Source organism: Sphingobacterium sp. KH_072, assembly GCF_057837975.1.
The window spans coordinates 145,886-171,954 of record NZ_CM174457.1 but is presented as its reverse complement, the minus strand read 5'-3'; the positions used below and the strand labels follow the sequence as shown (position 1 = coordinate 171,954).

24 protein-coding genes and 1 tRNA gene are annotated in these 26,069 nt (G+C 44.1%); 8 read left to right on the top strand and 17 right to left on the bottom strand.

Annotated elements, in window-relative coordinates; translation table 11 throughout:
* Positions 1-65: 65 nt before the first annotated feature.
* From AC3IRT_RS00785 to AC3IRT_RS00775, 3 genes are all read left to right on the top strand, one after another.
* A complete protein-coding gene (locus AC3IRT_RS00785) occupies positions 66-827 on the top strand; it encodes a hypothetical protein (RefSeq protein WP_489394653.1) in 762 nt (253 codons plus the stop codon).
* A gap of 2 nt (positions 828-829) precedes the next feature.
* On the top strand, positions 830-1,837 hold the full coding sequence (locus AC3IRT_RS00780; protein WP_489394652.1) for a DUF3078 domain-containing protein: 1,008 nt from the start codon (positions 830-832) through the stop codon (positions 1,835-1,837).
* A 65-nt stretch (positions 1,838-1,902) separates the two neighbouring features.
* Positions 1,903-2,853 carry an N-acetylmuramoyl-L-alanine amidase gene (locus tag AC3IRT_RS00775; protein ID WP_489394651.1) on the top strand — a complete coding sequence of 317 codons (951 nt, stop codon included), beginning with the start codon at positions 1,903-1,905 and terminating at the stop codon, positions 2,851-2,853.
* A gap of 15 nt (positions 2,854-2,868) precedes the next feature.
* On the opposite strand, the gene AC3IRT_RS00770 is transcribed toward AC3IRT_RS00775, so the two are convergent.
* Positions 2,869-3,300, bottom strand: a complete 432-nt coding sequence (locus AC3IRT_RS00770) for a DUF983 domain-containing protein (protein WP_489394650.1) — start codon at positions 3,298-3,300, stop codon at positions 2,869-2,871.
* A gap of 387 nt (positions 3,301-3,687) precedes the next feature.
* On the opposite strand from AC3IRT_RS00770, the gene mfd reads away from it, so the two are divergent.
* A complete protein-coding gene (mfd, locus tag AC3IRT_RS00765; protein ID WP_489394649.1) occupies positions 3,688-7,035 on the top strand; it encodes a transcription-repair coupling factor in 3,348 nt (1,115 codons plus the stop codon).
* 100 nt (positions 7,036-7,135) lie between these two features.
* Here the strand turns inward: mfd and AC3IRT_RS00760 are convergent, their stop codons facing one another.
* The 3 genes from AC3IRT_RS00760 to AC3IRT_RS00750 form a co-directional block, all read right to left on the bottom strand.
* Positions 7,136-7,966 carry a TPM domain-containing protein gene (locus tag AC3IRT_RS00760; RefSeq protein WP_489394648.1) on the bottom strand — a complete coding sequence of 277 codons (831 nt, stop codon included), beginning with the start codon at positions 7,964-7,966 and terminating at the stop codon, positions 7,136-7,138.
* Entirely contained in the window at positions 7,956-8,390 is a 435-nt protein-coding gene (locus AC3IRT_RS00755) for a TPM domain-containing protein (RefSeq protein ID WP_489394647.1), read from the bottom strand. Before AC3IRT_RS00755 ends, AC3IRT_RS00760 begins: the two co-directional genes overlap by 11 nt.
* A gap of 63 nt (positions 8,391-8,453) precedes the next feature.
* Complete coding sequence (locus AC3IRT_RS00750; protein WP_489394646.1) at positions 8,454-9,035, bottom strand: LemA family protein; 582 nt, start codon at positions 9,033-9,035, stop codon at positions 8,454-8,456.
* 140 nt (positions 9,036-9,175) lie between these two features.
* On the opposite strand from AC3IRT_RS00750, the gene AC3IRT_RS00745 reads away from it, so the two are divergent.
* Both AC3IRT_RS00745 and AC3IRT_RS00740 read left to right on the top strand, forming a co-directional pair.
* Positions 9,176-10,714 carry an NAD(P)/FAD-dependent oxidoreductase gene (locus AC3IRT_RS00745; protein WP_489394645.1) on the top strand — a complete coding sequence of 513 codons (1,539 nt, stop codon included), beginning with the start codon at positions 9,176-9,178 and terminating at the stop codon, positions 10,712-10,714.
* 63 nt (positions 10,715-10,777) lie between these two features.
* Positions 10,778-10,853, top strand: a tRNA-Gly gene (locus AC3IRT_RS00740).
* A 313-nt stretch (positions 10,854-11,166) separates the two neighbouring features.
* Here AC3IRT_RS00740 and trhO read toward each other — a convergent pair.
* The 3 genes from trhO to AC3IRT_RS00725 are packed head-to-tail and all read right to left on the bottom strand — an operon-like array spanning position 11,167 to position 13,324.
* Complete coding sequence (trhO, locus tag AC3IRT_RS00735) at positions 11,167-12,135, bottom strand: oxygen-dependent tRNA uridine(34) hydroxylase TrhO (protein ID WP_489394644.1); 969 nt, start codon at positions 12,133-12,135, stop codon at positions 11,167-11,169.
* A gap of 59 nt (positions 12,136-12,194) precedes the next feature.
* On the bottom strand, positions 12,195-12,818 hold the full coding sequence (locus tag AC3IRT_RS00730; RefSeq protein WP_166332612.1) for a DUF8845 family protein: 624 nt from the start codon (positions 12,816-12,818) through the stop codon (positions 12,195-12,197).
* Positions 12,818-13,324 (bottom strand): RNA polymerase sigma factor, encoded by a 507-nt coding sequence (locus tag AC3IRT_RS00725; RefSeq protein ID WP_116775243.1) that lies wholly within the window; start codon positions 13,322-13,324, stop codon positions 12,818-12,820. The genes AC3IRT_RS00730 and AC3IRT_RS00725 overlap by 1 nt, the downstream gene beginning before the upstream one ends.
* A 71-nt stretch (positions 13,325-13,395) precedes the next feature.
* Between AC3IRT_RS00725 and radA the strand changes: the two genes are divergently transcribed.
* Together radA and AC3IRT_RS00715 are read left to right on the top strand one after the other, a co-directional pair.
* Positions 13,396-14,781, top strand: coding sequence for a DNA repair protein RadA (radA, locus tag AC3IRT_RS00720; protein WP_166332613.1), 1,386 nt, complete (start codon positions 13,396-13,398; stop codon positions 14,779-14,781).
* 92 nt (positions 14,782-14,873) lie between these two features.
* A complete protein-coding gene (locus AC3IRT_RS00715; RefSeq protein WP_489394643.1) occupies positions 14,874-16,046 on the top strand; it encodes an aldose epimerase family protein in 1,173 nt (390 codons plus the stop codon).
* Between the two features lie 79 nt (positions 16,047-16,125).
* On the opposite strand, the gene AC3IRT_RS00710 is transcribed toward AC3IRT_RS00715, so the two are convergent.
* From AC3IRT_RS00710 to AC3IRT_RS00665, 10 genes are all read right to left on the bottom strand, one after another.
* A complete protein-coding gene (locus AC3IRT_RS00710) occupies positions 16,126-16,818 on the bottom strand; it encodes an NUDIX hydrolase (protein ID WP_489394642.1) in 693 nt (230 codons plus the stop codon).
* Between the two features lie 45 nt (positions 16,819-16,863).
* Entirely contained in the window at positions 16,864-18,561 is a 1,698-nt protein-coding gene (locus AC3IRT_RS00705; protein ID WP_489394641.1) for a sodium:solute symporter family transporter, read from the bottom strand.
* 228 nt (positions 18,562-18,789) lie between these two features.
* Positions 18,790-19,026, bottom strand: a complete 237-nt coding sequence (locus AC3IRT_RS00700) for a DUF3820 family protein (RefSeq protein WP_489394640.1) — start codon at positions 19,024-19,026, stop codon at positions 18,790-18,792.
* Positions 19,007-19,774: a glycosyltransferase family 2 protein gene (locus AC3IRT_RS00695; RefSeq protein WP_489394639.1), complete on the bottom strand. Its 768-nt coding sequence runs from the start codon at positions 19,772-19,774 to the stop codon at positions 19,007-19,009. The genes AC3IRT_RS00700 and AC3IRT_RS00695 overlap by 20 nt, the downstream gene beginning before the upstream one ends.
* Positions 19,775-19,804: 30 nt before the next feature.
* Positions 19,805-20,704 (bottom strand): glycosyltransferase, encoded by a 900-nt coding sequence (locus tag AC3IRT_RS00690; protein ID WP_489394638.1) that lies wholly within the window; start codon positions 20,702-20,704, stop codon positions 19,805-19,807.
* Between the two features lie 81 nt (positions 20,705-20,785).
* On the bottom strand, positions 20,786-21,643 hold the full coding sequence (locus AC3IRT_RS00685; RefSeq protein WP_489394637.1) for a glycosyltransferase family 2 protein: 858 nt from the start codon (positions 21,641-21,643) through the stop codon (positions 20,786-20,788).
* The gene (locus AC3IRT_RS00680; RefSeq protein WP_489394636.1) at positions 21,640-23,100 is read right to left on the bottom strand and encodes a lipopolysaccharide biosynthesis protein; all 1,461 of its coding nucleotides are present in this window, start codon (positions 23,098-23,100) and stop codon (positions 21,640-21,642) included. The genes AC3IRT_RS00685 and AC3IRT_RS00680 overlap by 4 nt, the downstream gene beginning before the upstream one ends.
* 12 nt (positions 23,101-23,112) lie before the next feature.
* The gene (locus AC3IRT_RS00675; RefSeq protein WP_489394635.1) at positions 23,113-24,237 is read right to left on the bottom strand and encodes a hypothetical protein; all 1,125 of its coding nucleotides are present in this window, start codon (positions 24,235-24,237) and stop codon (positions 23,113-23,115) included.
* A 67-nt stretch (positions 24,238-24,304) separates the two neighbouring features.
* Positions 24,305-25,030 carry a YebC/PmpR family DNA-binding transcriptional regulator gene (locus AC3IRT_RS00670; protein WP_166332621.1) on the bottom strand — a complete coding sequence of 242 codons (726 nt, stop codon included), beginning with the start codon at positions 25,028-25,030 and terminating at the stop codon, positions 24,305-24,307.
* Between the two features lie 2 nt (positions 25,031-25,032).
* On the bottom strand, positions 25,033-25,980 hold the full coding sequence (locus AC3IRT_RS00665; protein WP_489394634.1) for an NAD-dependent epimerase/dehydratase family protein: 948 nt from the start codon (positions 25,978-25,980) through the stop codon (positions 25,033-25,035).
* Positions 25,981-26,069 lie beyond the last annotated feature (89 nt).

The window sequence follows — 26,069 nt, the reverse complement described above, 5'->3', positions numbered from 1 at the left end:
TATAGCATCTCCAAAAAGATGTTAAATATTATAAATCTTCTCTTTGAACATGTAGTTTTACGGTAGTGAACCTATTCATCTATATCATCGTCTTTATCCTATCCATTCTACCTTTGTTTTTGCAGGGGCAGATTCAACTGGAAGGCATTGTCTATGACGAAGAATCTAAAGATCGACTAGGTAGAGTACAGATTTACAATCCTAGAACGCACCAGCGCATATTTAACAATGCCAAAGGCGAATTCCGCTTAGAGGTAGAACCCACTGACACACTCGTTTTTATCAAAGATGGTTTTCTCGCGGATACGCTTGCCGTACCGAAAAACCAAATTTTAGTATTGTCTATGCTACGAGATTTTCGGTATATTGAGACGGTTAAGGTGAATGCGCGCAGATCGCCGATCGAGATCTACGAAGAATCAAAGCGAGTGTACCGAGATGCCTACAACCTAGCAGATCCGGGATCGCTGATTAGCGTAGGACCGACCGGAGCTGGGCTAAGTATTAATGCGATCTATAATTTATTGAGCAAGGAGGGGCGCAATGCCCGTAGATTTACAGCGTATATGCGGCAAGTCTATGAAGATAATGTCGTTGACTCTATATTTACCCCCGATCTTGTGTATAATTTACTCGGTCTTGAGGGTGATCAACTTCAGAATTTTATGATTCGCTACAGGCCTTCATACGCCTTTGCCACACATGCAAGTCATTATCAATTGACACAATACATAAAAAGTAAATACAATATGTTTAAAATATTGCCAGATTTACGACCTTTGCCAGAACTACCCAAGGTAGACTTTGACGTTAAACAAGAAAATTAAGTATGAAACAGATAATTTGCTTCGTTGCGATAGCAACATGTGTAGGCTTGGGTACTACGAATGCGCAAGACTTAAAAGATCTACGTGCGCTGCCAGATACCAGCATTGTGGGTAGCCGCGCCAACAAACCGCTTAGCATTCGCAACGTAAAAGTACCTATCCCAGAATTGGGTTTATCTGTAGATTACTGGAAGCACTGGACGAAAATTGGCCTCAATTTGAACCAAGCATCCTTTAGCGAAAATTGGCGAGATGGTGGTGTAAACTCCATGGCGTGGACTACCACCGCTTGGCACAAGTCGGAATATAATCGTAATGACTTTAATTTTACGACGGAGGCAGATTTACGTTATGGTGTATTGGCTAATCAAGATCAAAGATCGCGTAAAAACGTAGATCGAATACTTTGGGATAACAAGTTAGGGTATAAATTTTCTAAGCATTGGCTCATCTATACTTCACTCGCGTTTGAGTCCATCTTTGCTCCCGGTTACCAAAGTCCTTCACAAGAAGATAGAGGAAATATCATTACTCGATTTATGTCCCCAGGATATTCTACCGAAACTTTCGGTTTGGAATACGTACCGGACAATACCTTTTCATTACGTTTGGGTGCACTTTCTGCTCGTCAGACCTTCGTATTGGATTCGGAAATCCCCTTTAACGGTGTAGATAATCAAGGCGATTCTACTACCTTTGGTGTGCTGCCGGGCAGACGTTTAAGAAATGAGCTGGGTGTGCAAATATTGGCAAATTTGGATCGTGATTTGACAAAAAATTTGCACATCAAATCTCGTTATATGTTAATGGCCGATTACAGGGAAATAACTAATCCCGATCATCGCCTAGATGTAACATTAACTGCTAAAGTCACCAGATTTATCAGTGTAACAGCTAATGGAACTTTATTGTACGATAGAACATGGGTTTCTGAAAATGAGACAAAGCCAGGCGTACAGTTCAGTCAAGCGCTAGCGATGGGTTTGTTATTTAATTTCCCAAGACAGTAAACGACCACATCGTATCGGATATTAAAATATAACAGCGGTAAACAAGATTGAAGGAGTAGCTTAAGATGATGAAATTTAAATGGCTTACGTGTGGAATGATTTTGTTAGCTGCGGCAACATACAGCTGTTCTAGTTCCAAGCAAAAAACCAAAGCAATCGTGGCTCCCGCCGTCGTTAAAACGGCTCCTTCTTCCGAGTCGATCGTGATCGATATTGAAGAGCAGCGCGTAGCAGAAAACAATACTGCTGTTGAGCAGTCGCAATCCACCGTAACACCAAACACACCGCGCGAAAATATCCAGCAACCAGTCTCCACGCCAGAGCTAGAAGTAGCCGAATTGCATGCTACAGGTATTCAAAGAAATTACGACTTTGCGCCCACCATACATTATGATCTTCGCAAACCGCAGTTTGTGATGATCCATCATACGTCGCAAAACAGTATTGCGCAAACCATCAGAACCTTTCAGTTACCGCATACACAAGTAAGCAGCCACTACGTAATTGGGCGAGACGGACAGGTGGTACAAATGCTCAATGATTATCAGCGTGCTTGGCATGCCGGTGCAGGAAAATGGGGCAATATCACCGATATGAACTCCGTGTCAATCGGAATAGAATTGGATAATAATGGCAGCGAGCCCTTTCCAGATCTACAGATCAATGCTTTATTGATTTTGTTGAACAATCTCAAAAGTAAATACCGTATTCCGCAGACTAACTTTATTGGCCATTCCGACTATGCACCTGGTCGTAAAGATGATCCAAGCACTTACTTTCCTTGGGAAATATTAGCCGAACGAGGATTTGGGATTTGGTACAATGCGAACTATCTTGCGCCACCGCCACCCACATTCAATACCAGCGATGCCTTGCGTATTATTGGTTATGATACCTCCAACTTGCGTACTGCAGTGCGTTCTTTTAAAAAGAAATACATCCGTACTGATGTATCATCCGAACTAACACCTTATGACATCATGGTACTATATGATCTCTATAGGAAATTCTATTAGAAAATACTGATTTTTTTAAACAGCCTTAGCCGGCTCTCGATCATATAACTCCGGTCGGAAACGAAAAGATGGCGTCATCCAATACAGTAAAACGATACGGGAATACCGGTAATTGAAAGGCGCTAAAATAATCACCGCTGCACAAGCTACGGTCAAATACAACCAAGGTGATTCTGCATTGCCCGTAATCACATAAGTTGCTATGCAAGATGCGATCAATTGTGCCACCACAAACACGTAGCTCACGTACATGGCTACGTAGAAATATCCCGGCTCTTTTTCAAACAATAATTCGCAGTGCGGACATACCGTCTTCATTTGACGGGCAGATCGATTGAAACTGAGGATCGGACCGGAAAACATATTCCCTCGACGGCAGCGCGGACATTTGCAATTCCATGCACTTTGAATAATACTAGGGTATTCTCTATCGTCTGTATCTTTCATAACTGTAATGATTATGGAGGTGCTGAACATCCTCCAAATAGCACTCATAAACCTTTTTACAAAGATACCACTTACAAGTAGCATTATTAATGCGCTCGCATCGACCCCACCGACAATAATCATTTTCTAAAAAAATAACACCATTTGTTGCAATTTTTAAACAAAACCCTATATTTACGTTACGAAACAAACAACATTAACACCAAAATATAACTAACTAACCTTGTTATTAACAAAATGCTAAGCATCAGCGCGGCGTATGAAGGAGTCCTACCAAAAGTAGGACTCCTTTGTAATTTTCGAAGACCAACCTCTTTGGAATAAATGCGCTGCATTTGCTCGCATCGGTAAGGTTTTTGTACATTCGTACTCAAACTGGTATTACGAGTGGATATTCAAGAGATCATCAAAAAATATGGCGCCTCCGAGCAGCTAACTACCTTAGGCAAAGAGATCACCAAAAAAAGCCCAAAAATTCATGCAAAAGGATTAATCGGATCCTCGGATGCTGTCGTAGCAGCCAGTCTATACGAATTACAACAACGTCCTTTTGTCTTTATTTTGCCTACGCACGAAGATGCTTCCTTTTTCTTAGCCGATCTAGAAAGTCTGTTTGACAAGCAAATTTTATTTTTTCCTTCCTCCTTTCGAAAAGCATACGATTTTACCCAGCTTGATGGCACCCACGTTTTGCAACGTGCAGAAACACTCAGCTCTTTGCACCATGTTTCGGAATTGCCGAAGATTGTTGTTTCCTATCCGGAAGCTATTGCCGAGAAAGTCATCAATAGAGATGATCTGGAAAAAAACACCTTAGAAATCCGCGTCAACACCAAATTGAGCATCGATTTCATCAATGAGTTTTTGTACGAATATGATTTTGAACGCGTAGACTTTGTATACGAACCGGGCCAATTTGCGATCCGCGGCGGTATTGTTGACATCTTTTCTTTTTCTAACGACCTACCCTACCGTGTAGAATTTTTTGGTGATGAGATTGAGACGATACGCACATTCGACATCGAGAGCCAAGTATCGGTCAAGAAAATCAATTCGGTCACCATCGTGCCCAATGTACAGGCCAAATTTTTGTCCAACAACCATATATCGCTATTAGAATACATTTCTAACGATGCCGTGATCTGGATTAAGGATGTACAATTTACCTTGGATATCTTGCGCGAAGGCTATCAGAAGGCAGCGCAATTTTGGAAAGCACTATCCGAAGACGATATTAAGAACAATCCGGAATGGGTAGATCCTCGTTTTACTTTTTCGGATGATAAGAATGTGAATGCCATGCTTTTTGAATTCCCAATCATCGAATTTGGAAAGCAATTTTTCTATAACGCAGATGCGACTGTACAATTTGACACGCATCCGCAACCATCCTTCAACAAGGATTTCAACCTGCTGATCCACAATCTCAAAGAGAATGAGCAAAAGAAGGTCACCAATGTGATCTTTTCGGACTCGAATAAACAGGTTGAACGCATATATGCCATTCTAGATGATTTGGACAAATCCGTACAGTTTACGCCCGTGTACAAAGCGCTACGCGAAGGGTTTCGTGACGACACCATTCGGGTGGCCTGCTACACCGACCATCAAATCTTTGATCGTTATTATAAATACAAACGCAAAAAAGGATACGAGCGCTCTCAAGCCATTACACTGAAAGATCTGCGCGATCTTAAACCGGGAGATTTCATCACACACATCGATCATGGCGTCGGTAAATATGCCGGACTGGAAAAGGTAGAGGTGAACGGCAAAACGCAGGAGATGATTCGGCTGATCTACGCCGATAATGATTTACTGTACGTTAACATCAACTCGCTGAATCGTATTTCTAAATACACCGGCAAGGAAGGTGCGATTCCCAAAATGAATAAGCTCGGCACCGACACTTGGGAGAAACTCAAGAAAACCACCAAGAAAAAAGTAAAAGATATTGCTCGCGATTTGATTAAGCTTTACGCGAAGCGAAAAGCGCAAACCGGAAATGCATTCAGCCCTGACACCTATCTGCAAAAAGAATTGGAAGCGTCCTTCATTTATGAAGACACGCCCGATCAGGAGAAATCTACGGCCGATGTAAAGCGCGATATGGAATCGCCGCATCCGATGGATCGTTTGGTCTGTGGAGATGTGGGTTTTGGAAAAACCGAAGTGGCGATTCGCGCTGCCTTCAAAGCGGTGGCCGATAGCAAACAGGTTGCCGTATTGGTTCCAACCACCATTTTGGCACTGCAACATTATCGCACGTTCTCCGAGCGTTTAAAAGATCTTCCGGCTAATATTGATTACATCAACCGATTCAAGACCAGTAAGCAGGTCAAAGAAACGCTCCAACGACTGGCCGATGGTAAAGTAGACATCATTATCGGTACGCATCGTCTGGTGAGCAAAGATGTGAAGTTTAAGGATTTAGGGTTAATGATTATTGATGAGGAACAAAAGTTTGGCGTATCGGTCAAAGAAAAACTGAAGCACATGCGTGCTAACGTAGATTCGCTAACGCTTACTGCCACGCCAATTCCACGCACGTTGCACTTCTCCTTGATGGGCGCGCGCGACTTGAGCATTATCTCTACGCCCCCACCTAATCGCCAGCCGGTACAAACGGAACTCCATGTATTCAACGATGCGTTGATTCAAGAAGCCGTATCTTTCGAGCTGGATCGTGGAGGTCAAGTTTTCTTTATTCACAATCGTGTGGCTGACTTAAAGCAGCTCGGTTTATTGATCCAGAAACTCGTGCCGAATGCACGCGTTGGCGTGGCACATGGCCAATTAGAGGGCGATGACCTAGAAGATGTGATGTTGAAATTCATTAATCACGATTACGATGTCTTGATCGCCACCACCATTATTGAAGCGGGGTTAGATATTCCAAATGCCAATACCATTATCATCAACCAAGCACATATGTTTGGCTTGAGTGATTTGCACCAGATGCGCGGTCGTGTCGGTCGATCCAATAAGAAAGCATTTTGCTATTTATTAAGTCCGCCATTATCGACCTTAACTAACGAAGCGTACAAACGGCTTTCAGCGATTGAAGAATTCTCGGAATTAGGCTCCGGATTCAACGTAGCGATGCGCGATTTGGATATTCGTGGCTCTGGAAACTTATTGGGTGCCGAGCAATCGGGTTTTATCGCGGAGATCGGCTTTGAGATGTATAATAAAATCTTGGACGAAGCCGTACAAGAACTGAAAGACGATGAATTCGGCGAGCTATTCGCCGACGAGCAGAATCGTACGTATGTTACCTTCACGCAGATCGATACCGATTTAGAGGTTTTGATTCCGGACGAATATGTGACTAATATTTCGGAGCGCTATAACCTATACACTGAACTTTCGAAGTTACAGAGCGAATCGGAGCTCGATGGTTTTACCAAAGCCTTAGAAGATCGTTTTGGCCCAATCCCTGCACCAGTATTCCAATTGTTTGACACGCTGCGCCTGCAATGGCTAGGCAAGGAAATTGGCTTAGAAAAGATTACTTACAAGAAAGATACCTTGAAAGGCTTCTTTGTATCGAATGCCAAATCCAGTTATTTTGAGTCGCCACAATTCGGCCAAGTGCTCACGTTTGTGCAGCAGCACGCAACTATCAGTAATCTGAAAGAAGTAAAAGGACAACTACGCATCGCAATCAGCGGCGTCAGCTCGATTGAATATGCGCTCCATCTCCTTCGGGAAATGCGCGCCGTAACGGCGTAACATTATTGCGAATGACTTATATAAAAATAGGGATCTGCGATTAGCAGATCCCTATTTTGTTTATTTCTTTGTGCTAGATTGATCAGCGAAGAAACGGTAATTACCAGCGACCACTTGCGCCGCCACCGCCAAAGCCTCCTCCACCAAATCCTCCGAAGCCGCCACCGCCGCCGCCTCCGCCTCCGAAACCGCCGCCAAAGCCTCCACCTGAGCTTCCGCGACCACCGCCGCCCATTTGGCTCAGCAAAGTCCACCAGAAAAGGTCAGAAGCACCTTTGCCATTCATCATTTTGCCACCACCACCTTTTCCACCACCTTTGGAGAAGATAGAAAACAGGATAATGATGATAAAGAAGATCACAACAACAGGCACACCACCGCTGCCAGAGTTACCTTTCGGTTTTGGATCGGCTTTGTATTCACCTTTGGTATACGAAATCAGCGCATCAACGCCGTTGTCAATTCCTTGCCCATAACGACCACTTCGAAAAGCCGGTTTGATTTCATTCTCAATAATACGATACGCTATGACATCGGGCACCGAACCTTCGATACCGTAACCGGTACGAATCGTCACGGCGCGATCTTCCAAAGCGACCAAAAGTAGTATACCATTATCGTATTTCTTATTTCCTATACCCCAATGCTTCGCCAGACGATCGCCATAATCCGCAATATCATACTCGCCGGTAGATTTCATCACAACGACGGCCAATTGAATAGAAGTAGAATCTTCAAAATTTAACAGCTTCTGCTCCAGCTGACTTACTTCGGATTGACTTAGCGCACCGACATAGTCGCTGACCAGACTTTTTGGCTGCGCCGGAAAATCTTGCGCGATCGCAATACCTGAAACCCAAAGGCTCAAAAAAGCCCAGCAGAAAATAGTTTTGTATAGCGATGTGGAAAGCACTTTTGTTTTAATTTTCACCAAAGTGTATATCATCTGGAAGTTCATTAACATCATCTTGTCCCTTCGGGAAATAAATCCCCAATTGTTCGCCCGCTTCTGTAATACCCGCAATCAGGCCATGTGCCACATTACCTTCTTTGAAATGCTCCAGCATGTGCGACGATACCGTCTCCCAAAAGTCGGCCGGAACTTTTTTATGAATTCCCGAATCGCCGATAATCGCATACGCATGATCATCATGCGCCAAATAGATCAGCACACCATTGTGTAGTGCTGTGGCGCCCATTTTGAGCTTATTAAAATAATGGGTAGCTCGATCTATCGCTTCGCCTTCTTTTAGCTTACGCTCTACGACCAATCTGATCTCGCCAGAAGTATGACTTTCGGCCAAGCTGATCGCCTGCACGATCGTATCCTGCTCTTGTTGCGTAAAAATATCCATCTCTCTTTCTCCGTAAAAATTCAACAAATCGTTTCCTAAGCAGCCTTAGGAAACGCTAAAAATTTAGAAAGAGACCGTTGGTGCTTTATCCGATCCTTCTGCCGCAGTGAATGTTCCTTTCGCTTTGAAGCCAAACATCCCAGCCATGATATTGTTCGGGAAGCTACGCACGGTAGTATTAAAGTCTTGCACCGCCTCATTGTACGCACGGCGCTCTACCGAGATTCGGTTTTCCGTACCTTCCAACTGCGCTTGCAATTCGCGAAAGTTTTGGTTTGCTTTCAAATCCGGATACGCCTCAACACTGACCAATAAACGGCCAATTGACTGCGAGAATGCATCTTGTGTTTGCTGAAAGTTTGCGATTTCTTCTTCCGACAAATTCGAAGGATCTACCGTTACTTGCGTTGCTTTAGCACGCGCTTCTACTACCGCAGTTAAGGTACTCTCTTCATGGTTTGCCGCTCCTTTTACCGTCGATACCAAATTAGGAACCAAATCTGCTCTACGTTGGTAGGCATTCTCCACTTGGGCCCATTTACCTTTGACGTTTTCGTCTTTGGAAACCATCGTATTGTAGCCACATGAGCTTAAAGATACTGCCGTAAACAAACTCACAACAGTTAGCATTAAAAATCTTTTCATCTGTAAAGTTTTTCTTTTCTATATGGCTAAATATACAAAATTTACGATGTATTTTTTCAAAGTATTTTGACCGTATCGTCGTAAAGCAGATTCTGTATCTTTGTACCAAAATTTGGGATAGCAACCCAACAACCATATTTATGCAAAAAGAAATTGAGTTAGCCGTAAGCCCCGACCTGATCCTCGATGAGGCCGCAATCCAACGAATGGGCGCGAAGAAATTAGGCGTAGCAGCCAGCAGAATTGGTGGAATCCATATCCGCAAACGATCTATTGATGGGCGAAGCCGGCAAGTCGTATATCGACTTCGGGTGATTTTTTATATTGATGAATCACCCACGCCATTCACCTACACCTCCAATCTAAAACAGGTAAAAGACGCCAAACCAGTCATCATTATAGGTGCAGGACCAGCAGGATTGTTTGCTGCTTATCGCTGCTTAGAACGCGGATTGAAGCCCATTGTGCTCGAGCGAGGCAAAGCGGTGCAGGATCGTCGTCGCGATCTGGCGCGCATCAATCGCGAAGGCGTGGTCAATCCAGAATCCAATTATTGTTTTGGCGAAGGCGGCGCCGGCACCTATTCAGATGGGAAACTGTATACCCGATCAGACAAGCGCGGTGACGTTCAAAAAGTCTTATCCATCTTTGTGGAACATGGCGCAGATGAAGATATTTTGGTCAATGCGCGGCCACATATCGGCACCAATAAATTGCCGCATATCATTCAGCTGATGCGCGAGCGAATTGTGGAACAAGGTGGCGAAGTGCACTTTGATGCAAAAGTGATCGACATCTTAACATCATCTGGCCAAGCTACCGGCGTGAAGCTCGCTGATGGCTCAACAATCAACGCCAGTAACATCATTGTCGCTACTGGACATTCGGCTCGCGATATCTTTTATCTATTTCGCGACAAAGGTTGGTTATTAGAAGCCAAACCTTTTGCATTAGGCGTGCGTATTGAACATCCGCAATACATTGTGGATAGCGCTCAGTATCATTGTGTCGAACGGCATGAAAACTTACCGCCGGCCTATTATAGCTTGGTGGAGCAGGTCGACGGTCGTGGAGTATTTTCTTTCTGTATGTGTCCTGGCGGAATCATTGCCCCTTGCGCCACCGATCAGGAAGAAATCGTGGTGAATGGTTGGTCGCCGTCCAAACGAAATAATCCACATGCCAATTCGGGCACGGTCACACAGATAAATCTGGAGGATATTCCAGCAGCGATAAACAATCCATTTGCGCTGCTCGAATTTCAACAAGCAGTAGAACTAAAGGCTTTTCAAGCTGGCGGTGGCGCATTAGTTGCGCCCGCGCAGCGCATGGTCGATTTTGTGGAAGGTCGCCTTTCTAATGATCTGCCTAACCATTCTTACAAACCGGGCACCAAATCTGTGGAACTGAAAGAAGTGCTTCCTGATTTTGTACATAAAGCGCTTCAAGGTGCATTGCCACGCTTTGGCAAGAAGATGAAAGGTTATTATACGAATGAAGCGATATTAGTTGGCGTAGAATCTCGTACTTCTTCGCCCCTAAGGATTCCGCGGGATAAAGATAGCCTGCAACATCCACAAGTCGCTGGTTTATACCCTTGTGCCGAAGGCGCAGGCTATGCGGGCGGTATTGTTTCGGCAGCTATTGATGGGATGAATTGTATCGATGCGATCAATTAATGCACTTTTTTTCACAAAAGTGTTGACATATAACGGTGGAAATATTACCTTTGTTCCACCAATGCGAAAGTAGCTCAGTTGGTAGAGCACGACCTTGCCAAGGTCGGGGTCGCGAGTTCGAATCTCGTCTTTCGCTCCAGCAAAAAAGTCCATCAGCAATGATGGACTTTTTTTGTTTATAATAATCGTCGTCATGGCGAACCTGATGTACGAGGGTGTGGCTATCTCAGCGTGATATTTTTGTGTTATGTAATAATCTAGATTGCTTCGTCATGCTTCCTCGCGAAGACGAAAGAATGTTGGTTAAAAGCTTAGTTTGCCGCGTCATTGCGAACCCGAGGTACGAGGTTGAAGCAATCTCATCTCGCGAAGACGAAATCATAACACCCAAAACCAAAGAAGCCTTCCATATCTGGAAGGCTTCTTCGTGTATAATAACCAAACAGCAAATCTTACTTCACCAATTGTTTATGTTTTCGTTTGCTGATTTTATCGGCATTGACTGGTTGAGGCACTTTTACATAATAGCCCGTGCCGTCGTATTCGCGCTTGCGCGGATGCGTCATACATACTGGCGAGCAACAGCCTTCTAGCTTTTCGCCGCAGGCATCACATTGCGTAAAATGCTCATTGCAATCCGGATTAGCACAATTGATCATTTTTGCAGTCGTTGTCCCACAATTCCGACAGGTAGATACCACCGACGGATTCACCGAGTTGACATCTACCGTCACCCGATTATCAAATACATAACATTGTCCGTCGAAATCCTTTCCACCAGCTTCTTTGCCGTATTTGATAATACCGCCGTGTAGTTGGTAAACATCTTCGAAACCTTCTTTAAGTAATAACGCCGAAGCTTTTTCACATTTGATCCCGCCGGTGCAATAGGTCAAAATCTTTTTGCCTTTATATTGCTGCAGTTCTTTGATTTTCTCTGGAAACTCACGAAAGTTTTCCATATCTAAGGTAACTGCATTTTTGAAGCGACCGACCGAATGCTCGTAGTTAGAGCGCACATCCAGCACCACCACATCGTCCTGATCTTTCATCTGCATGAAATCTTGCGGCTCCAGATGCACACCTGTTTGGCGATTCGGATCGATATCTTTAGGATTTCTCAACCCCGAGTGCACAATCTCTGGCTTATAACGGCAATGCATTTTGATGAAAGATAACTCCTCCACCTCATCAATCTTAAACTCCGTTTTAGCAAAGCGTGCATCGGCATGTACCGCTTCCATATACGCTTTACACGATTCTGGCGAACCCGAAACCGTACCATTCAGACCTTCGTCGGCCACAATAATGCGACCAACTAAATCCAATGATTTACAAAAATTTAAATGATCTACAGCAAACTGTGCTGCATCTTCGATAGGGCTGTAACAGTAGTACAGCAAAGTATTGTATTTTCCCATGAGCATTGATACCGCTGCAAACGGCGTTTAATGAATTGCGGCACAAAGATACAAATATTCTATTCTACCTCTTGTTCCAGTTGGAGTAATTCTTCGTAATTCTTATTCAATCGTTTCAATAGTAACCCGTAAACGATTCGGTAGTAGAAACGCACCACACGAATAAACAGATAGGAAATAATTGCCATCAGTATTGCAAACAATACGATATAAACTATCAAAGTTCCTATACTTTTGTTGGAATCGGCCGCCACTTTTTCGTACAGCGTAAAACCACCTGCTGTTAAAAATCCGAAGTAAAAATAATAGATATTAAATTTGATATAACGCTCTACGTGAGCGCGCGTATCGATGATCGAGGTCAGTAAAGATTTGGTATCTTTCGTATTGCGAATCGTACGAAAACTCGCGAAAAACTGATAAATAAAGTAAATAATAACAACGTAAAAAACGACCTCTAGCGTCGTAACAAAAATCTCTTCAAAAGTAGACCGATACTCGACCGAAGGCAAGAAAAATGAAATGGCCCAGCCTAGAAAAAACTCTAGAATACTAATCACAAAAATCCATTTCACCACCGAAGAAGAGCTTCTGTGCGCCATAGCCCGAATTTCCTTTGCTTTTATCTGCGGAAAACGTTGCTCTTTCTGCCAATGATTTTTTAAGAAATCTAATTCATCCATTATAATGCCCCTCTTTGGCTGAGTATGACTTTCAATTTTGTTTTAATACGGTTCATCCGTACGCGTGCATTTACTTCACTTACCCCTAGTGTCTCGGCGATCTCTGCATAATCTTTATCCTCCAGATACATAAACACCAAGGCCTTCTCGATATCATTCAATTCCTGCACCGCAGCATAGAGATAGCTCAACTTATCTTCCTCTTCCGAACTGTATTCTTCGTACTGTATATTATGTACGGCATAATCCCAGGTTACGGTTTCCACACGCCGCTTTTTTACGCGATAAAGCGATATTGCGGTATTCAATGATACGCGATAAGCCCAAGTGGTAAACTTCGATTGACCTTTGAATGTGGGATACGCTTTCCACAACTGAATCACCATTTCCTGAAACAAATCCTTGTGCGCATCACGATCTGCCGCATACAGCTTACAGATCTTATGGAGGATATTTTGGTTTTCCTCCAAGAGAAGCACAAATTGTTGTTCAAGCTCTGGGTTCATTTTCTAGGTATTTGACGACAATACTACTGCTTTGTTACGGTTTGTCCTTACTTTTTTTCTAAATTCGTGCAATGGCGAAAACTAAATCTGCTTATTTCTGTCAAAGTTGTGGCTACGAATCTCCCAAATGGCTAGGGCAATGTCCATCCTGTAAGCAATGGAATACCTTTGTAGAAGAAGTGGTAGACAAAGGTTCGTCGCGCGTGCCCGAATGGCGTAGCTCCACCGCTGCTGGCACTCCGAAACGCACGAACAAAGCGGCTGTGATTCATGAAATCGTGTACAGTGAAGAGAAACGCATCCTAACGCCAGATCATGAATTTAATCGCGTGCTAGGTGGCGGAATTGTTCCGGGTTCGCTCGTATTAATTGGTGGCGAGCCGGGCATTGGCAAATCGACGCTCATGCTTCAATTGGCTTTATCCATACCGCAGGTAAAAACCCTGTACATTTCTGGTGAAGAGAGCGAACAGCAGATTAAAATGCGTGCCGAACGCCTGAACCAAAGCAGTAAGGCGAATTGTTTTATCCTGACGGAAACTTCCACCCAAAACATCTTTAAGCAGATCGAATCGGTACAACCCGATGTCATCGTGATTGATTCAATCCAGACTTTGCATTCTTCGCAGATCGAGTCGGCTCCTGGCTCGGTATCTCAAGTAAAAGAATGTACTGCTGAACTTTTGCGCTTTGCGAAGGAAAGTGACACGCCCGTACTTATCGTAGGGCATATCACTAAAGATGGCGCTATTGCTGGGCCAAAAGTATTGGAGCATATGGTCGATACGGTGTTGCAATTCGAGGGCGACCGACATCACGTGTATCGTATCTTGCGCGCGGTGAAAAACCGATTTGGTTCATCTTCCGAATTGGGGATTTATGAGATGCAGGGCAATGGTTTACGCGAAGTATCCAATCCTTCCGAGATCATGCTTTCGCAACGCGAAGAATCGATGAGCGGCGTGGCTATCGCTTCTATGCTAGAAGGCATTCGTCCGCTCATGATCGAGGTACAAGCCTTGGTAAGTCCTTCGGCTTACGGCACCCCACAGCGTAGTTCCACCGGTTTCGACACCAAGCGACTGCACATGCTGTTGGCCGTGCTAGAAAAGCGATTTGGCTTTCGATTGGGTACGCAAGATGTGTTTCTAAACATTACTGGTGGCTTGCGCGTCGAAGATCCGGCGATTGATTTAGCGGTTATTGCCGCTTTGATCTCTTCTCAACAAGATATCCCACTTCCGGGGACTTCCGCATTCGCGGGCGAAGTCGGTTTATCAGGCGAAATTCGCGCGGTGAACCGCGTCGAACAACGCATTGCGGAAGCAGAGAAATTAGGTTTTGACGGTATTTTTATCTCCAAATATAATCTCAAAGGTATCGATCCGAAAAAATACAACATTGCCATTCGGCCGGTGGCTAATCTGGAAGATGTCTTCCGTTCCTTATTTGGGTAAACCGCGCCGAATTCTTCGGTTGCTTTTCTGGAATATACTCACTATCTTAGGTTTAGTATAATCCTAAACACCCTATAAAAGACTTTTTTATTATGACAACATCTCCCGGCTTCATCTGGAAAGCCTGCATTGCGCCTATCGCGCTAGCCATTACCCTAAGCTCTTGTAATCAAAACGCCAACACCGCAAAAGAGACAACAACAGACAGCATTAATGTCGGCGTTGCTGCCACTGACTTTGCCGGATTGATTGGCCAAGATTCTGTAAAACTATACACGATTAGCAACGGTACAATTACCGCAGCGATTACCAATTATGGCGCGCGCGTGGTGAGCCTGCTTGTACCAGATAACCAAGGTAATCCAGTCGATGTCGTATTAGGCTACAAAGATTTAGAAAACTATCAGAGAAAAGGTGAAGGCTTCTATGGCGCTATCGTCGGTCGCTTTGGAAATCGTATTGCTAAAGGACAATTTAAGCTGGATGACAAACCTTATCAATTGGAGTTGAATGATGGCGTGAATACCTTACACGGCGGTGAAACAGGTTATTACACGAAAGTGTGGACGGTGAGTAAAGTAACCGACAACAGCGTAGAATTGCACTTGTTATCACCAGATGGCGATGCCGGATATCCGGGCGCTTTGGATATTTATGTCACGTATAGCATTACATCAGATAATGGATTGGACATTGCGTACCGCGCAACGACAGACAAAAAGACCATCGTCAATTTAACCAACCATGCTTACTTCAATCTGAGTGGTGAAGGAGCGGAAACCATCACCGATCACGAACTGATGGTAAAAGCGGATAAATATACGCCAGTAGACAAGAACTTGATTCCTACCGGAGAATTGGCTTCTGTAGAAAATACCCCATTTGATTTCCGTACGGCCAAAGCGATTGGCAAAGACATTGATGCGGACGATGAACAACTTAAAATTGGTGGCGGTTATGACCACAATTTTGTGTTAAACAAGAAAGATGGTTTGCAGCATATTGCCACAGTAAGCAGCCCGAAAACAGGCATCCAGATGGAAATCCTGACGGAAGAACCAGGCTTGCAGTTTTACAGCGGTAATTTCATGAAAGACATTAAAAATGCTAAAGGTGATAAAACCTACGGCTTGCGTTCGGCATTTTGTTTAGAAACACAACATTTCCCAGACGCACCCAATCAAGCGAATTTCCCATCCACTGTGCTATCACCAGGGGAGACGTACAAAACACAAAGCACCTACCGCTTCACGACGGTAAAGTAATATCATACACGTAAAAACGGTCTCCTTCTTTATCAGAAGGAGACCGTTTTGTTTCTAGCTAAATGAGATTAGAACAGCCTTAGGGCTGTGGGATAAAATGTAAGAATGAACTAAACTTATCCTTATACGTTTCTTGATCCAATTTGTAATAGAAGGCTCCTTTGCGGGAGCCTTCTTTATCTTTGTCGGCTTGCTTCACCAGCAAGCCTGTAGAACGCAGTTTGCGCATGAAATTACGCTTATCCAGCTCCACATTATACACCTGTTCGTACAGTGCCATGATCTGCGGAATGGTAAACTTTTCGGGCAAGAGCTCGAACAAGACCGGATGTAAGGCCGCTTTGTAGCGCAAGTGTACTTTTGCGGCAGCGACCATCTCATCGTGATCGAAGATCAACGCCGGCACATCCTTCAATGGAATCCACTCTGCACGGTATGCATCACTCAGCTGCGTTTCGTACTCTTTGATATTAATCAATGCGGAGTACGCCACACTGATGGTGCGCTCCACCGGATCACGGTTTGGCCTGCCAAATACCGAAAGCTGCTCCATGTACACATCTTTCAATCCGGTCAATTTGTATAGCACGCGTGATGCCGCATCGTTCGGATCTTCCCCTTCTTCTACGAAACCACCCATCAAGCTCCAATTGCCGATCTGTGGCTCTAATGCGCGCTGCACCACCAGCAGTTTCAACTCCGCGCCATCGAAACCGAAGATAATACAATCGACGGCAATAAGAACGCGGTGTTGTGCTGAGTATTGAGCCATGCTATCTGATTATCTCGGAGAAATAGTTGGTAGTAAAAAAAATCACTACCAGAATTTAACATACAATGCTCCTACCACTAATAGCGTAAACACAATTAGTATCAAGGTAGAAGGATCTACTTTAAACATTTTTCTATCGATCTCAAATGCTTTAGGATTGACCTTCGGACCTGCTAAACTTAAGATCACCATGAGTAATACCGCAAAGACAAACGCCCAACCCATACAAATCAAGAACGGAATCTCATATTTGCCATTGGCATTCTGGAATGCTGTGTACAACCATGTTTCTGGTCCAAATACAGCTGGCGCAAACTCATTGAAGAATACCGAAAGTAAGAATCCAGATAATAGACCCACAATGGCTGCTGTACCGGTAGTACGTTTCCAAAACATACCCAATAAGAACATAGCCAATACGCCCGGACTAACATAACCAGTATATTTTTGAATGAAGGTAAATCCACCCGCTCCACCAATACCCAACACATCGTCCCAAGTCAGTAACAGGGCTAATAACATCGACACGACAATGGCAACCTTTCCTACCCAAACCATTTTGGTTTCAGAAGCGTCTTTGTCTAGGTATTTTTTATAAATATCTAGGGTAAAAATCGTCGCAATACTATTTGCTTTCCCTGCTAATGATGCTACAATCGCAGCCGTCAATGCCGCTAAGGAAAGCCCTTTCATACCATCTGGCAGGAAACTTAGAATCGCAGAGTATGCATTATCGGCGTGAAATTCACCTCCTGGTGCCATCTCTTGTTGTAACGCACCATTTTTGTATAGCACATAAGCAGCGATACCCGGCAACATTACGACAATCGGCATTAATAATTTTAAGAAACCGGCAAATAAAATACCTGTTCTAGCTGTTTTTAAATCTGCTCCTAGCGCACGCTGTGTGATGTATTGGTTACAACCCCAATAATTCAAATTCACAATCCATTGCCCTGCGAAATACATCGCAATACCCGGTAACATCAAGTATTTGTTAATTTCTTCTTGCGATGCATCAGGTCCTGGTTTCTCGGCGATCATCTGGAAATGCGTCGGAGAATCTTTCATCATCGCCTTAAAACCAGCAATGATATCGGATCCTAAACCAAAATGCTCACTGACCAAAGTAAGCGCTACATAAGTCGTCGCCAATCCACCAATAATCAATACCAATACTTGAATCACATCGGTGAATCCAATGACCTTCATACCGCCCAGCGTGATGATAATGGCAAACACACAAAGTATCGTCATGATGACCTCAAAATTCTCGCCACCAGCGAAGTTATTGATCGCCATGGATCCTAAAAATAAGATCGAAGTAAGGTTAACTAGAATATAGAGAAATAACCAAAAGATCGCCATGATTAGCGCCGTCGTCTCATTGTATCGAATCTTGAGAAACTGCGGCATGGTAAATATGCCATTCTTGTGGTACATTGGTATAAACCACACGGCCACAATAATCAAGGCAATAGCAGCAAACCATTCGTATGCAGCCACGGCCATACCCACCGTAAATCCATTTCCGCTCATACCAATAAATTGCTCCGCAGAAATATTGGATGCAATGAGTGAAGCACCAATGGCCCACCAGGTAAGAGAACCTTCTGCTAAGAAGAAATCTTTGGTTGCAGAATCACTCTTGGTTTTACGACGGTAAATCCAGTAACCGTACCCCGCTACGATCACGAAATATATCAGGAATATAACGTAATCAATTGTTGAAAATCTAGTCATTTGTTTGAATAAAATTGGTTAGAAAAAGAGCGCAAAATCGCGCTTCCTCTTATTGCACTATAGTTTTTTAACGATTAAGTTTATAAAAAATGCTACGCTGACGCAGCACGGTATTACACAGGTATTCAGATTTAATGTTCCAAATATTACAAAAAAAAATGTCAAAATGACATTTATGTTTAAAAACTTTTTGGGGAAGGGATAAAGTGGTGCATAACGCGCGTGAAACTAGCGTTTGACTAAGGGCTGTAACAAGTACTCCAGACCATTGAGTTTGATCTCGTACAAGGTAGCGAGTTGGACCCCAAGCTTTCCAGGAGGAAAACCTTTATTATGAAACCAATTGAGATACGCCTCAGGAAGATGTCGTAGGTACGTATCTTTGTATTTTCCGAAAGGCATCTTCGCATTGGCTACTTCGACCAACAGTTGCGGATTAAGCAGATTATTCTCTAGATTTTCCATGTTGCAATCGATAAAACACTAATCTAATCCCAATGATCAGATGGTTGAAGATATTGGTGAGCGTTCCGTAATGTTTTTTGAAGATTTCGTAGCGCTCTTTCAAACTTTGCTGATGTCGCTTCTGCGACATGCCGCCTACGAGGTATTTCGCGACAACAGCATGCACATTTTTTGTGGTTTTAGCTTTTTTCGCTGCGCGAATCACCCAATCGATATCCGCACTTAATTGATAGTTGGTATCATAAGGAGAAGCGATACTTCTACGCACATATATCGCCTGATGGCAAACACTCATTCCGTAGCGGAAAGAGCGCCAATCGAACTGTTCTGGAGCTTTATGCCGACGATCGCCAATGATGCGACGATCTTCATCCACCAATTTGGTTTCTCCATAAATGATATCGGCATCATTGCCCCGCTCGACCACGGTGTGCAAGGTATCCGCGTCGCACAATGTATCACCAGAATTGAGAAACAACACATAATCGCCTGTGGCACGAGTCAATCCTTTGTTCATCGCATCGTAAATGCCATTATCTTTCTCTGACACTAGGATATCAATATGCGCAGCATATTGATGAATCACATCTAATGTACCATCCGTAGATGCGCCATCAATCACAATGTATTCGACCTCCTTGTAACTTTGCTCCGCCACAGATGCTAAAGTATATGCGATATCCCGCACATTATTATACACGATGGTGATAATAGAAATGGTAGGAAGTGAACGAGATTGATCGGACATGGTTGTGGTCAAAAGCTAATAAATAGACGTTTAGCGGAGCTTATTAATCGCAAAGCGGTATGCCCGTTGAAATAAATTTCCTTTTCGATGTTTAAAGAAATGCCGCAGTGCGGCATAACCAGCTTGATTTTCTACCAAATCAGTTGGAAACCGCGTTATCGGCGTGGATCGTATGGAAGTTTCAAACATGGTGTTGATTCCTGAATGCACACCCGAGCCATCGTGACCGATGTTTTCGATGAGCGATTGGCTAGGTTCGATCGCCAAACCACCTTTTAAGAAAACGCTGGCATACCACCGCACCGCCCAAGAATCGACTTCTGCTTTTTGCTGCTGCAAGATCGTCCGCCAGAAATTCATGGTGTGATCAAAAGTAAACGCTGCGATTTTGGCGTCATCAAATTGCGCGATGATATGATCGATATTGGGTTCAAAATGTTGCCAAGCGCGCGACCATGTCGCCCAAGCCTGGCTGGCTACATAACGAGTTACGAATGCTTCATCTAACCCAGAGCGATCCAGCTCGTACATGAATCCACCAATGTGCATGATCTTTTCTTCGTTTTCATACCGAATCAAGGCTTCGTTGAAGTATTGCAGCGTGTGCGGTGCAAATAGCACATCATCTTCCAATACGATCGCACGGCCATGTTCTTTCATCACCTGCCCTACGCCATCCATCACATTATTAGCTAACCCCCAATTGCGATCGCGCTCGATGATATGCACTGCTTTGAAGGCCCAAGCTCTTTTGAGTACATCTCTTACTTGCTGCACGCTTTTCGTAGCGCCATCATGCTTTGCGCCGTCCGCAAATACATACAAAATGCTGTCTGCAGCGCCCACGTTCTGCTCCAACGCTTCCAATGCGCGTTGTGTATGTTCGGGTCGATTGTAGGCAAAAAGAATAATGGGACTTAGCTGCTCCATGGGCGTGTTAAATGAATAGACGAAACTCGCCAAAAAAGTCTGCATATGCAAATACGCAGCCTAGGACGGACCGCATTATATTTAGGTGTTTCTTTTCCTAGTCTGGATAACGGCCGCTGTCTTCGCCAAAACCTGAAAAGCAACAGTAAGATACGAAGTGAAGCCATTATAAGGTGAAGCGGAAGGTCGTTGAAAAGCCTTTTTGATCGGTGCTAATACGCCGTAGCCAAACGCCTTCGGAAAGGAATGATTTACATTGGCATATTCCGTCAGGAAATAGATGAATTCTCTTTTAAAAAATTGTGCTTTGGAAAGGTTCTTTCTGTTTTGTCGATCATGATAGGCAATGGCTTTGGTATTGACCATGATTTTCAAGCCATGGTGCTGTATGCGGTTGGCATAATCGCTGTCTTCGCCATAATGATAGAAGATCGGTGAAAATTGTCCCACTTCTTTTAGGACAGCAATGGGAATCAGCCAAAATGCGGCATTCACAAAGGATACAGCAAAATGATCAAGATCCATTTGCTCTTGATTCACATACCCAGCAAAACCTTCATCTAACTGCAAACCCGTGCCATCGTAATGCATTGGCGATATAATTCCTACGCTCGATCCATAATCTTCTTGCATCAAGTGCGCTAAACATGCTGGATGCAGCCAAGCATCTTGATTAACTAGAAAAACAGCATCATACCCATTCGCGATCGCATAATCGAAACCGATATTATTTGCACGGCCGAAGCCTAAATTTGTATCGCTCTGATGCAAAATCACTTGCGGATAATCTTGCCTAATTCGGGCTACCGTACGGTCGCTCGATGCATTATCAACTACGAAGATATCCGTGGGATAAGTCGAATGTAGCAGGCTATCCAAGCATTTGGTGAGCCAAGGCTCAAAATTGTATGAAACGATAATGCTGAGTAACTTCTTCATAGCTTGTTGCGAAAGAAGTTTTGAATTTCCACAAATGTATCTCTAGAAAACAAGTAACAAATACCCAAATAAACTGCTCCCATCGATAATACAGACACCCCTAATCTTAATACCGCGTGTGGCAAGGAGTCAATCCAAAAATAAGTCGCAAGAAATCCAACCATGGCGCTAAGTGCATACGCGTATACATCGCGCCACATGAAGCGATAACTATATTGCAGGCTTTTCCGCGTGATGAAAAACCAGGTATTCAACCAAAGCAGATTCATCGTCGCATAACCCAGCACGATGTACAATACGCCCAAGTGTTTGAGCGCAAAGAATAAGCCGACCTGTAAGATGCCAAATACGATCATATTCCACATGTAGGTAGTAGATCGACCCTTGCTCAAGGTATAGTTTGAAAAGGCATTGCTCACCACGGCGAATGCGCCTCCAAATGCCAAAACGCGCAGGTAATCGGCGCTTTCTAACCATTTGGCACCGCCAGCAAGCAAAAGAAAATCAGGCGCAATGAGCGCTAAACCAAACATTAGTGGAAAGGTGATGAAAGAGATAAAGGAAAGCAGCTTGCGGAATACACGAATTTTGCGCTCTTCTTCGCTGTGCGATACCTCCGTCATCAGCGGTTGGATGATGGTATTGGAAATACTCAAAATCAGATTTTGTCCCATGAGATTCCACTTATTGCCCGAAGTATATTGTCCGACTTGCGCTACGGCCACATATTTACCCAGAATGGCGGTCAGGAAATTATTATTGACGTGGAAAAACACATTGGTAATGATCAGCTTGCTGCTGTACGACAACAAAGGCTTGACCGGACGAAGATTGATCCGCCATGAAGGACGAAAATGAGAATAGTACCAAAACAGCGATGCGGAGATCACACAGTAGGTCAGATTTTGGACAACCAAAGACCAGTACTTCAGCCCCTGCAGCGCCGCAACTACGCCGATGACATTACTGATCAAAACGGCAAAAAGCAGCGCGGTCGACCGCTCTTTCACCATTAAATTACGCGTCAGGTACGCGCTATGCGCGACGCCAAAGCTGCTAATTAAGAAGTTCAAAAAGGAAATTTTAGCTAATGGCTCTAATTGGGGCAACGCATAGAAATCGGCTAAAAAGGGGCTCACGGAATACAAAACCAGATAGATTCCGGCACCTAAAAGCACGCAAAACCAGAATACGGCATTATAATCTGCCTTCGTCACGTCCTTCTTAATGCTTATTGCACTCACAAAACCAGATTCTGTCAATGCGGATGCTATAGCGGAGAATATGGTGAGGATTCCAACCATACCGTAATCTTTAGGATCCAGCACGCGCAGCAGCACAAGACCGAAGATCAAGCCAATTACTTGTTGCACACCGTTGGATAGGCCGCCCCACAAAAATCCTGTGGCGGCTTTCTTCTTTAAACTTTCTTCTGGCGCGGGGTTTACTGGATCCATTGCTTTCGTTCGCTACTGATCGTCTTTGGGCTTGCTAGGCTTCGTTACGCCAGCTTTAAAGCGTGGCTTGAAGCCAGCAGGTTTATTAATCGGCGTAGCCAATTCTTCTGCTGCCGATTTTTCTTCCGCAGCAGGAGTTTCTTTATTTTCTGCCGAAATGGTTTCTTCTGACTTTGCCGATTCTGTAGAAACGGTTTTAGTAGCACCGGCTTTGAAGCGTGGCTTGAAGCCAGCGGGTTTACTAACCGGCGTAGCCGATTCTTCTGCTGCCGATTTTTCTTCCGCAGCAAGAGCTTCTTTATTTTCTGCCAAAATGGTTTCTTCTGGCTTGGTTTGTTCTGTAGAAACGGTTTTTGTCGCACCAGCCTTGAAGCGCGGCTTAAAGCCGGCAGGTTTATTAATCGGCGTAGCCGATTCTTCTGTTGCCGGTTTTTCTTCCGCAGCAGGAGTAGATTCCGCGCTGTTTTCTGCCGAAATGGTTTTTTCTGGCTTTGTTTGGTCGGAAGAAATGGTTTTTGTAGCACCGGCCTTGAAGCGTGGCTTAAAGCCGGCGGGTTTATTAATCGGCGTAGCCGATTCTTCTTCCGCAGCAGGAGTTTCTTTATTTTCTACCGAAATGGTTTCTTCTGGCTTTGTTTGCTCGGTAGAAACGGTTTTCGTTGCACCGGCCTTGAAGCGAGGCTTAAAGCCGGCAGGTTTATTAATCGGCGTAGCCGATTCTTCTGTTACTGGTTTTTCTTCCGCAGAAGGAGTTTCTTTATTTTCTACCGAAATGGTTTCTTCTGGTGTTGCGGATTCCGTAGAAGCAGCTTTTGCAGCGCCGGCCTTGAAACGTGGTTTAAAGCCGGCTGGTTTTACGGCAGCTGTTGCTGGCTCAGAAGGCACAACATCCGAAACCGGTTCCAAAGGCGCGTCTGAAATCGCTAATGGTTTTTCTGGAACAGGTGCTGGTTCGCCTGCGGCGAGCAAATACGTTTTCCGGAGCTTATTGAACCAAAATTTCTTAGTATGATCAAAGCTCTTCTCTCCCATTGCCGCGTAATGCTTCGAAAATTCTGCATACAACGCCGGCTCACCTGCCTGCAAAGCAGTCAGGTCAATCTTTTTCTTATGGAAGAACTCTTCAAAACTGAGCATGATCAAAAGTAAAAAAAAATCCCTGCGAAAGTGGTTTCGCAGGGATTTTTATGCATATCAATATCGCTTAGTCCATATTATGATAAACGGCCTGCACATCATCGTCTTCCTCGATTTTATCGATCAACTTCAATACATCTGCCGCTTGCTCTTCGGTTAATGAAGAATGAGATAGAGAAATACGCTCCAACTTAGCCGAAGAAACTTCGATGCCTTTCTCTTCTAGTAACTTTTGCATGTTACCAAAATCTTCAAACGAAGTTTGCACGACGACTACGTCATTGCCTTCTTCGTCAGCCTCCACATATAATTCGTCCAAACCGCCGTCAATCAACTCCAATTCCAATTCTTCTACATCCAGATCCTCAGGTGCAGGGAAACGAAAGATCGATTTGCGCTGAAAAATGAAATCCAACGAGCCGGTTTTTCCCAATGAGCCGCCTGCTTTGGTAAAATAGCTTCTTACATTGGCTACGGTACGATTGGTATTATCTGTTGCCGTTTCGATGAGCACAGGCACACCGTGTGGGCCATATCCTTCGTACACATATTCTTCATAGCCTTTCGCATCTTTTTCCGAAGCGCGTTTTATAGCAGCTTCTACACGATCTTTTGGCATGTTAACCGCCTTGGCATTTTGCATGGCAGTACGCAAGCGTGAATTACTATCTGCATTCGGGCCACCCTCTTTTACGGCCATGGCAATCTCCTTGCCTAGTCGCGTAAACTGGACGGCCATCTTCGCCCAACGCTTAAATTTTCTCTCTTTCCTAAATTCAAAGGCTCTACCCATTGTTATATCGTTGATTTTAGATTTTCAATCATATCCTTCGTCATGGTTTCCAGATCGAAGGAAGGTTTCCAGCCCCAGTCTTTTCGCGCATAATCATCGTTAATACGCTTTGGCCACGAATCTGCAATAGCTTGTCTCGGATCATTTTCCGTGTAGGATATCTCAAAACTAGGAAGAATTTTTTGGATTTCTTCGGAGATATCTTTCGGTGTGAAACTCATTCCTGCTAGGTTGTAACTCGAGCGAATGCTTAGTTTATCCGCCGGCGCATCCATCAATTCTAGTGTTGCACGCACGGCATCTTGCATATACAGCATCGGCAATTCCGTTTCTTCAGAAAGGAAACTGGTGTATGCGCCATTTCGCAAGGCTTCGAAATAGATATGCACAGCATAATCCGTCGTACCACCGCCTGGCTCTGTTTTCCAAGAAATAACACCCGGATAACGAATGCTACGGACATCCAAGTTATATTTTTTATGGTAATACTCGCACAATCTTTCTCCGGCCAATTTGCTAATACCATAAATACTGTTGGGATCCATTACGCAATATTGAGGCGTATCCACCTTCGGTGAATGTGGTCCAAATACGGCAATAGAACTTGGCCAAAAGACCTTTTTTATTCCCAACTCAACAGCGAGATCCAACACGTTCAATAAGCCGTTCATATTTAAATCCCAAGCTTTTTGAGGATATTGTTCGCCCGTAGCGGAAAGCATCGCAGCCAATAAGTACACTTGAGTAGGTTGGTATTGTTCCAAAAGATGTTTTATTCTCTCTTTGTCCAATACGTTCACCAATTCGAAGATTTCTTGCTCAGCGCGTTCGCGCGGCTCGCGGATATCCGACGTAATGACATTGTCTGCACCAAATTTCAGACGTAGTGCGGCAGCCAGTTCTGATCCAATTTGTCCGTTTGCGCCTAGTATTAATATGCGTTCTCCCATGTTTAGATTTATTCACTTCCGTTTTCGCGTTCAAAAAAGCAGATTTAATGCCAGTCTGCGCTCCAAAACGGTTAATTCTCGTGCAAATA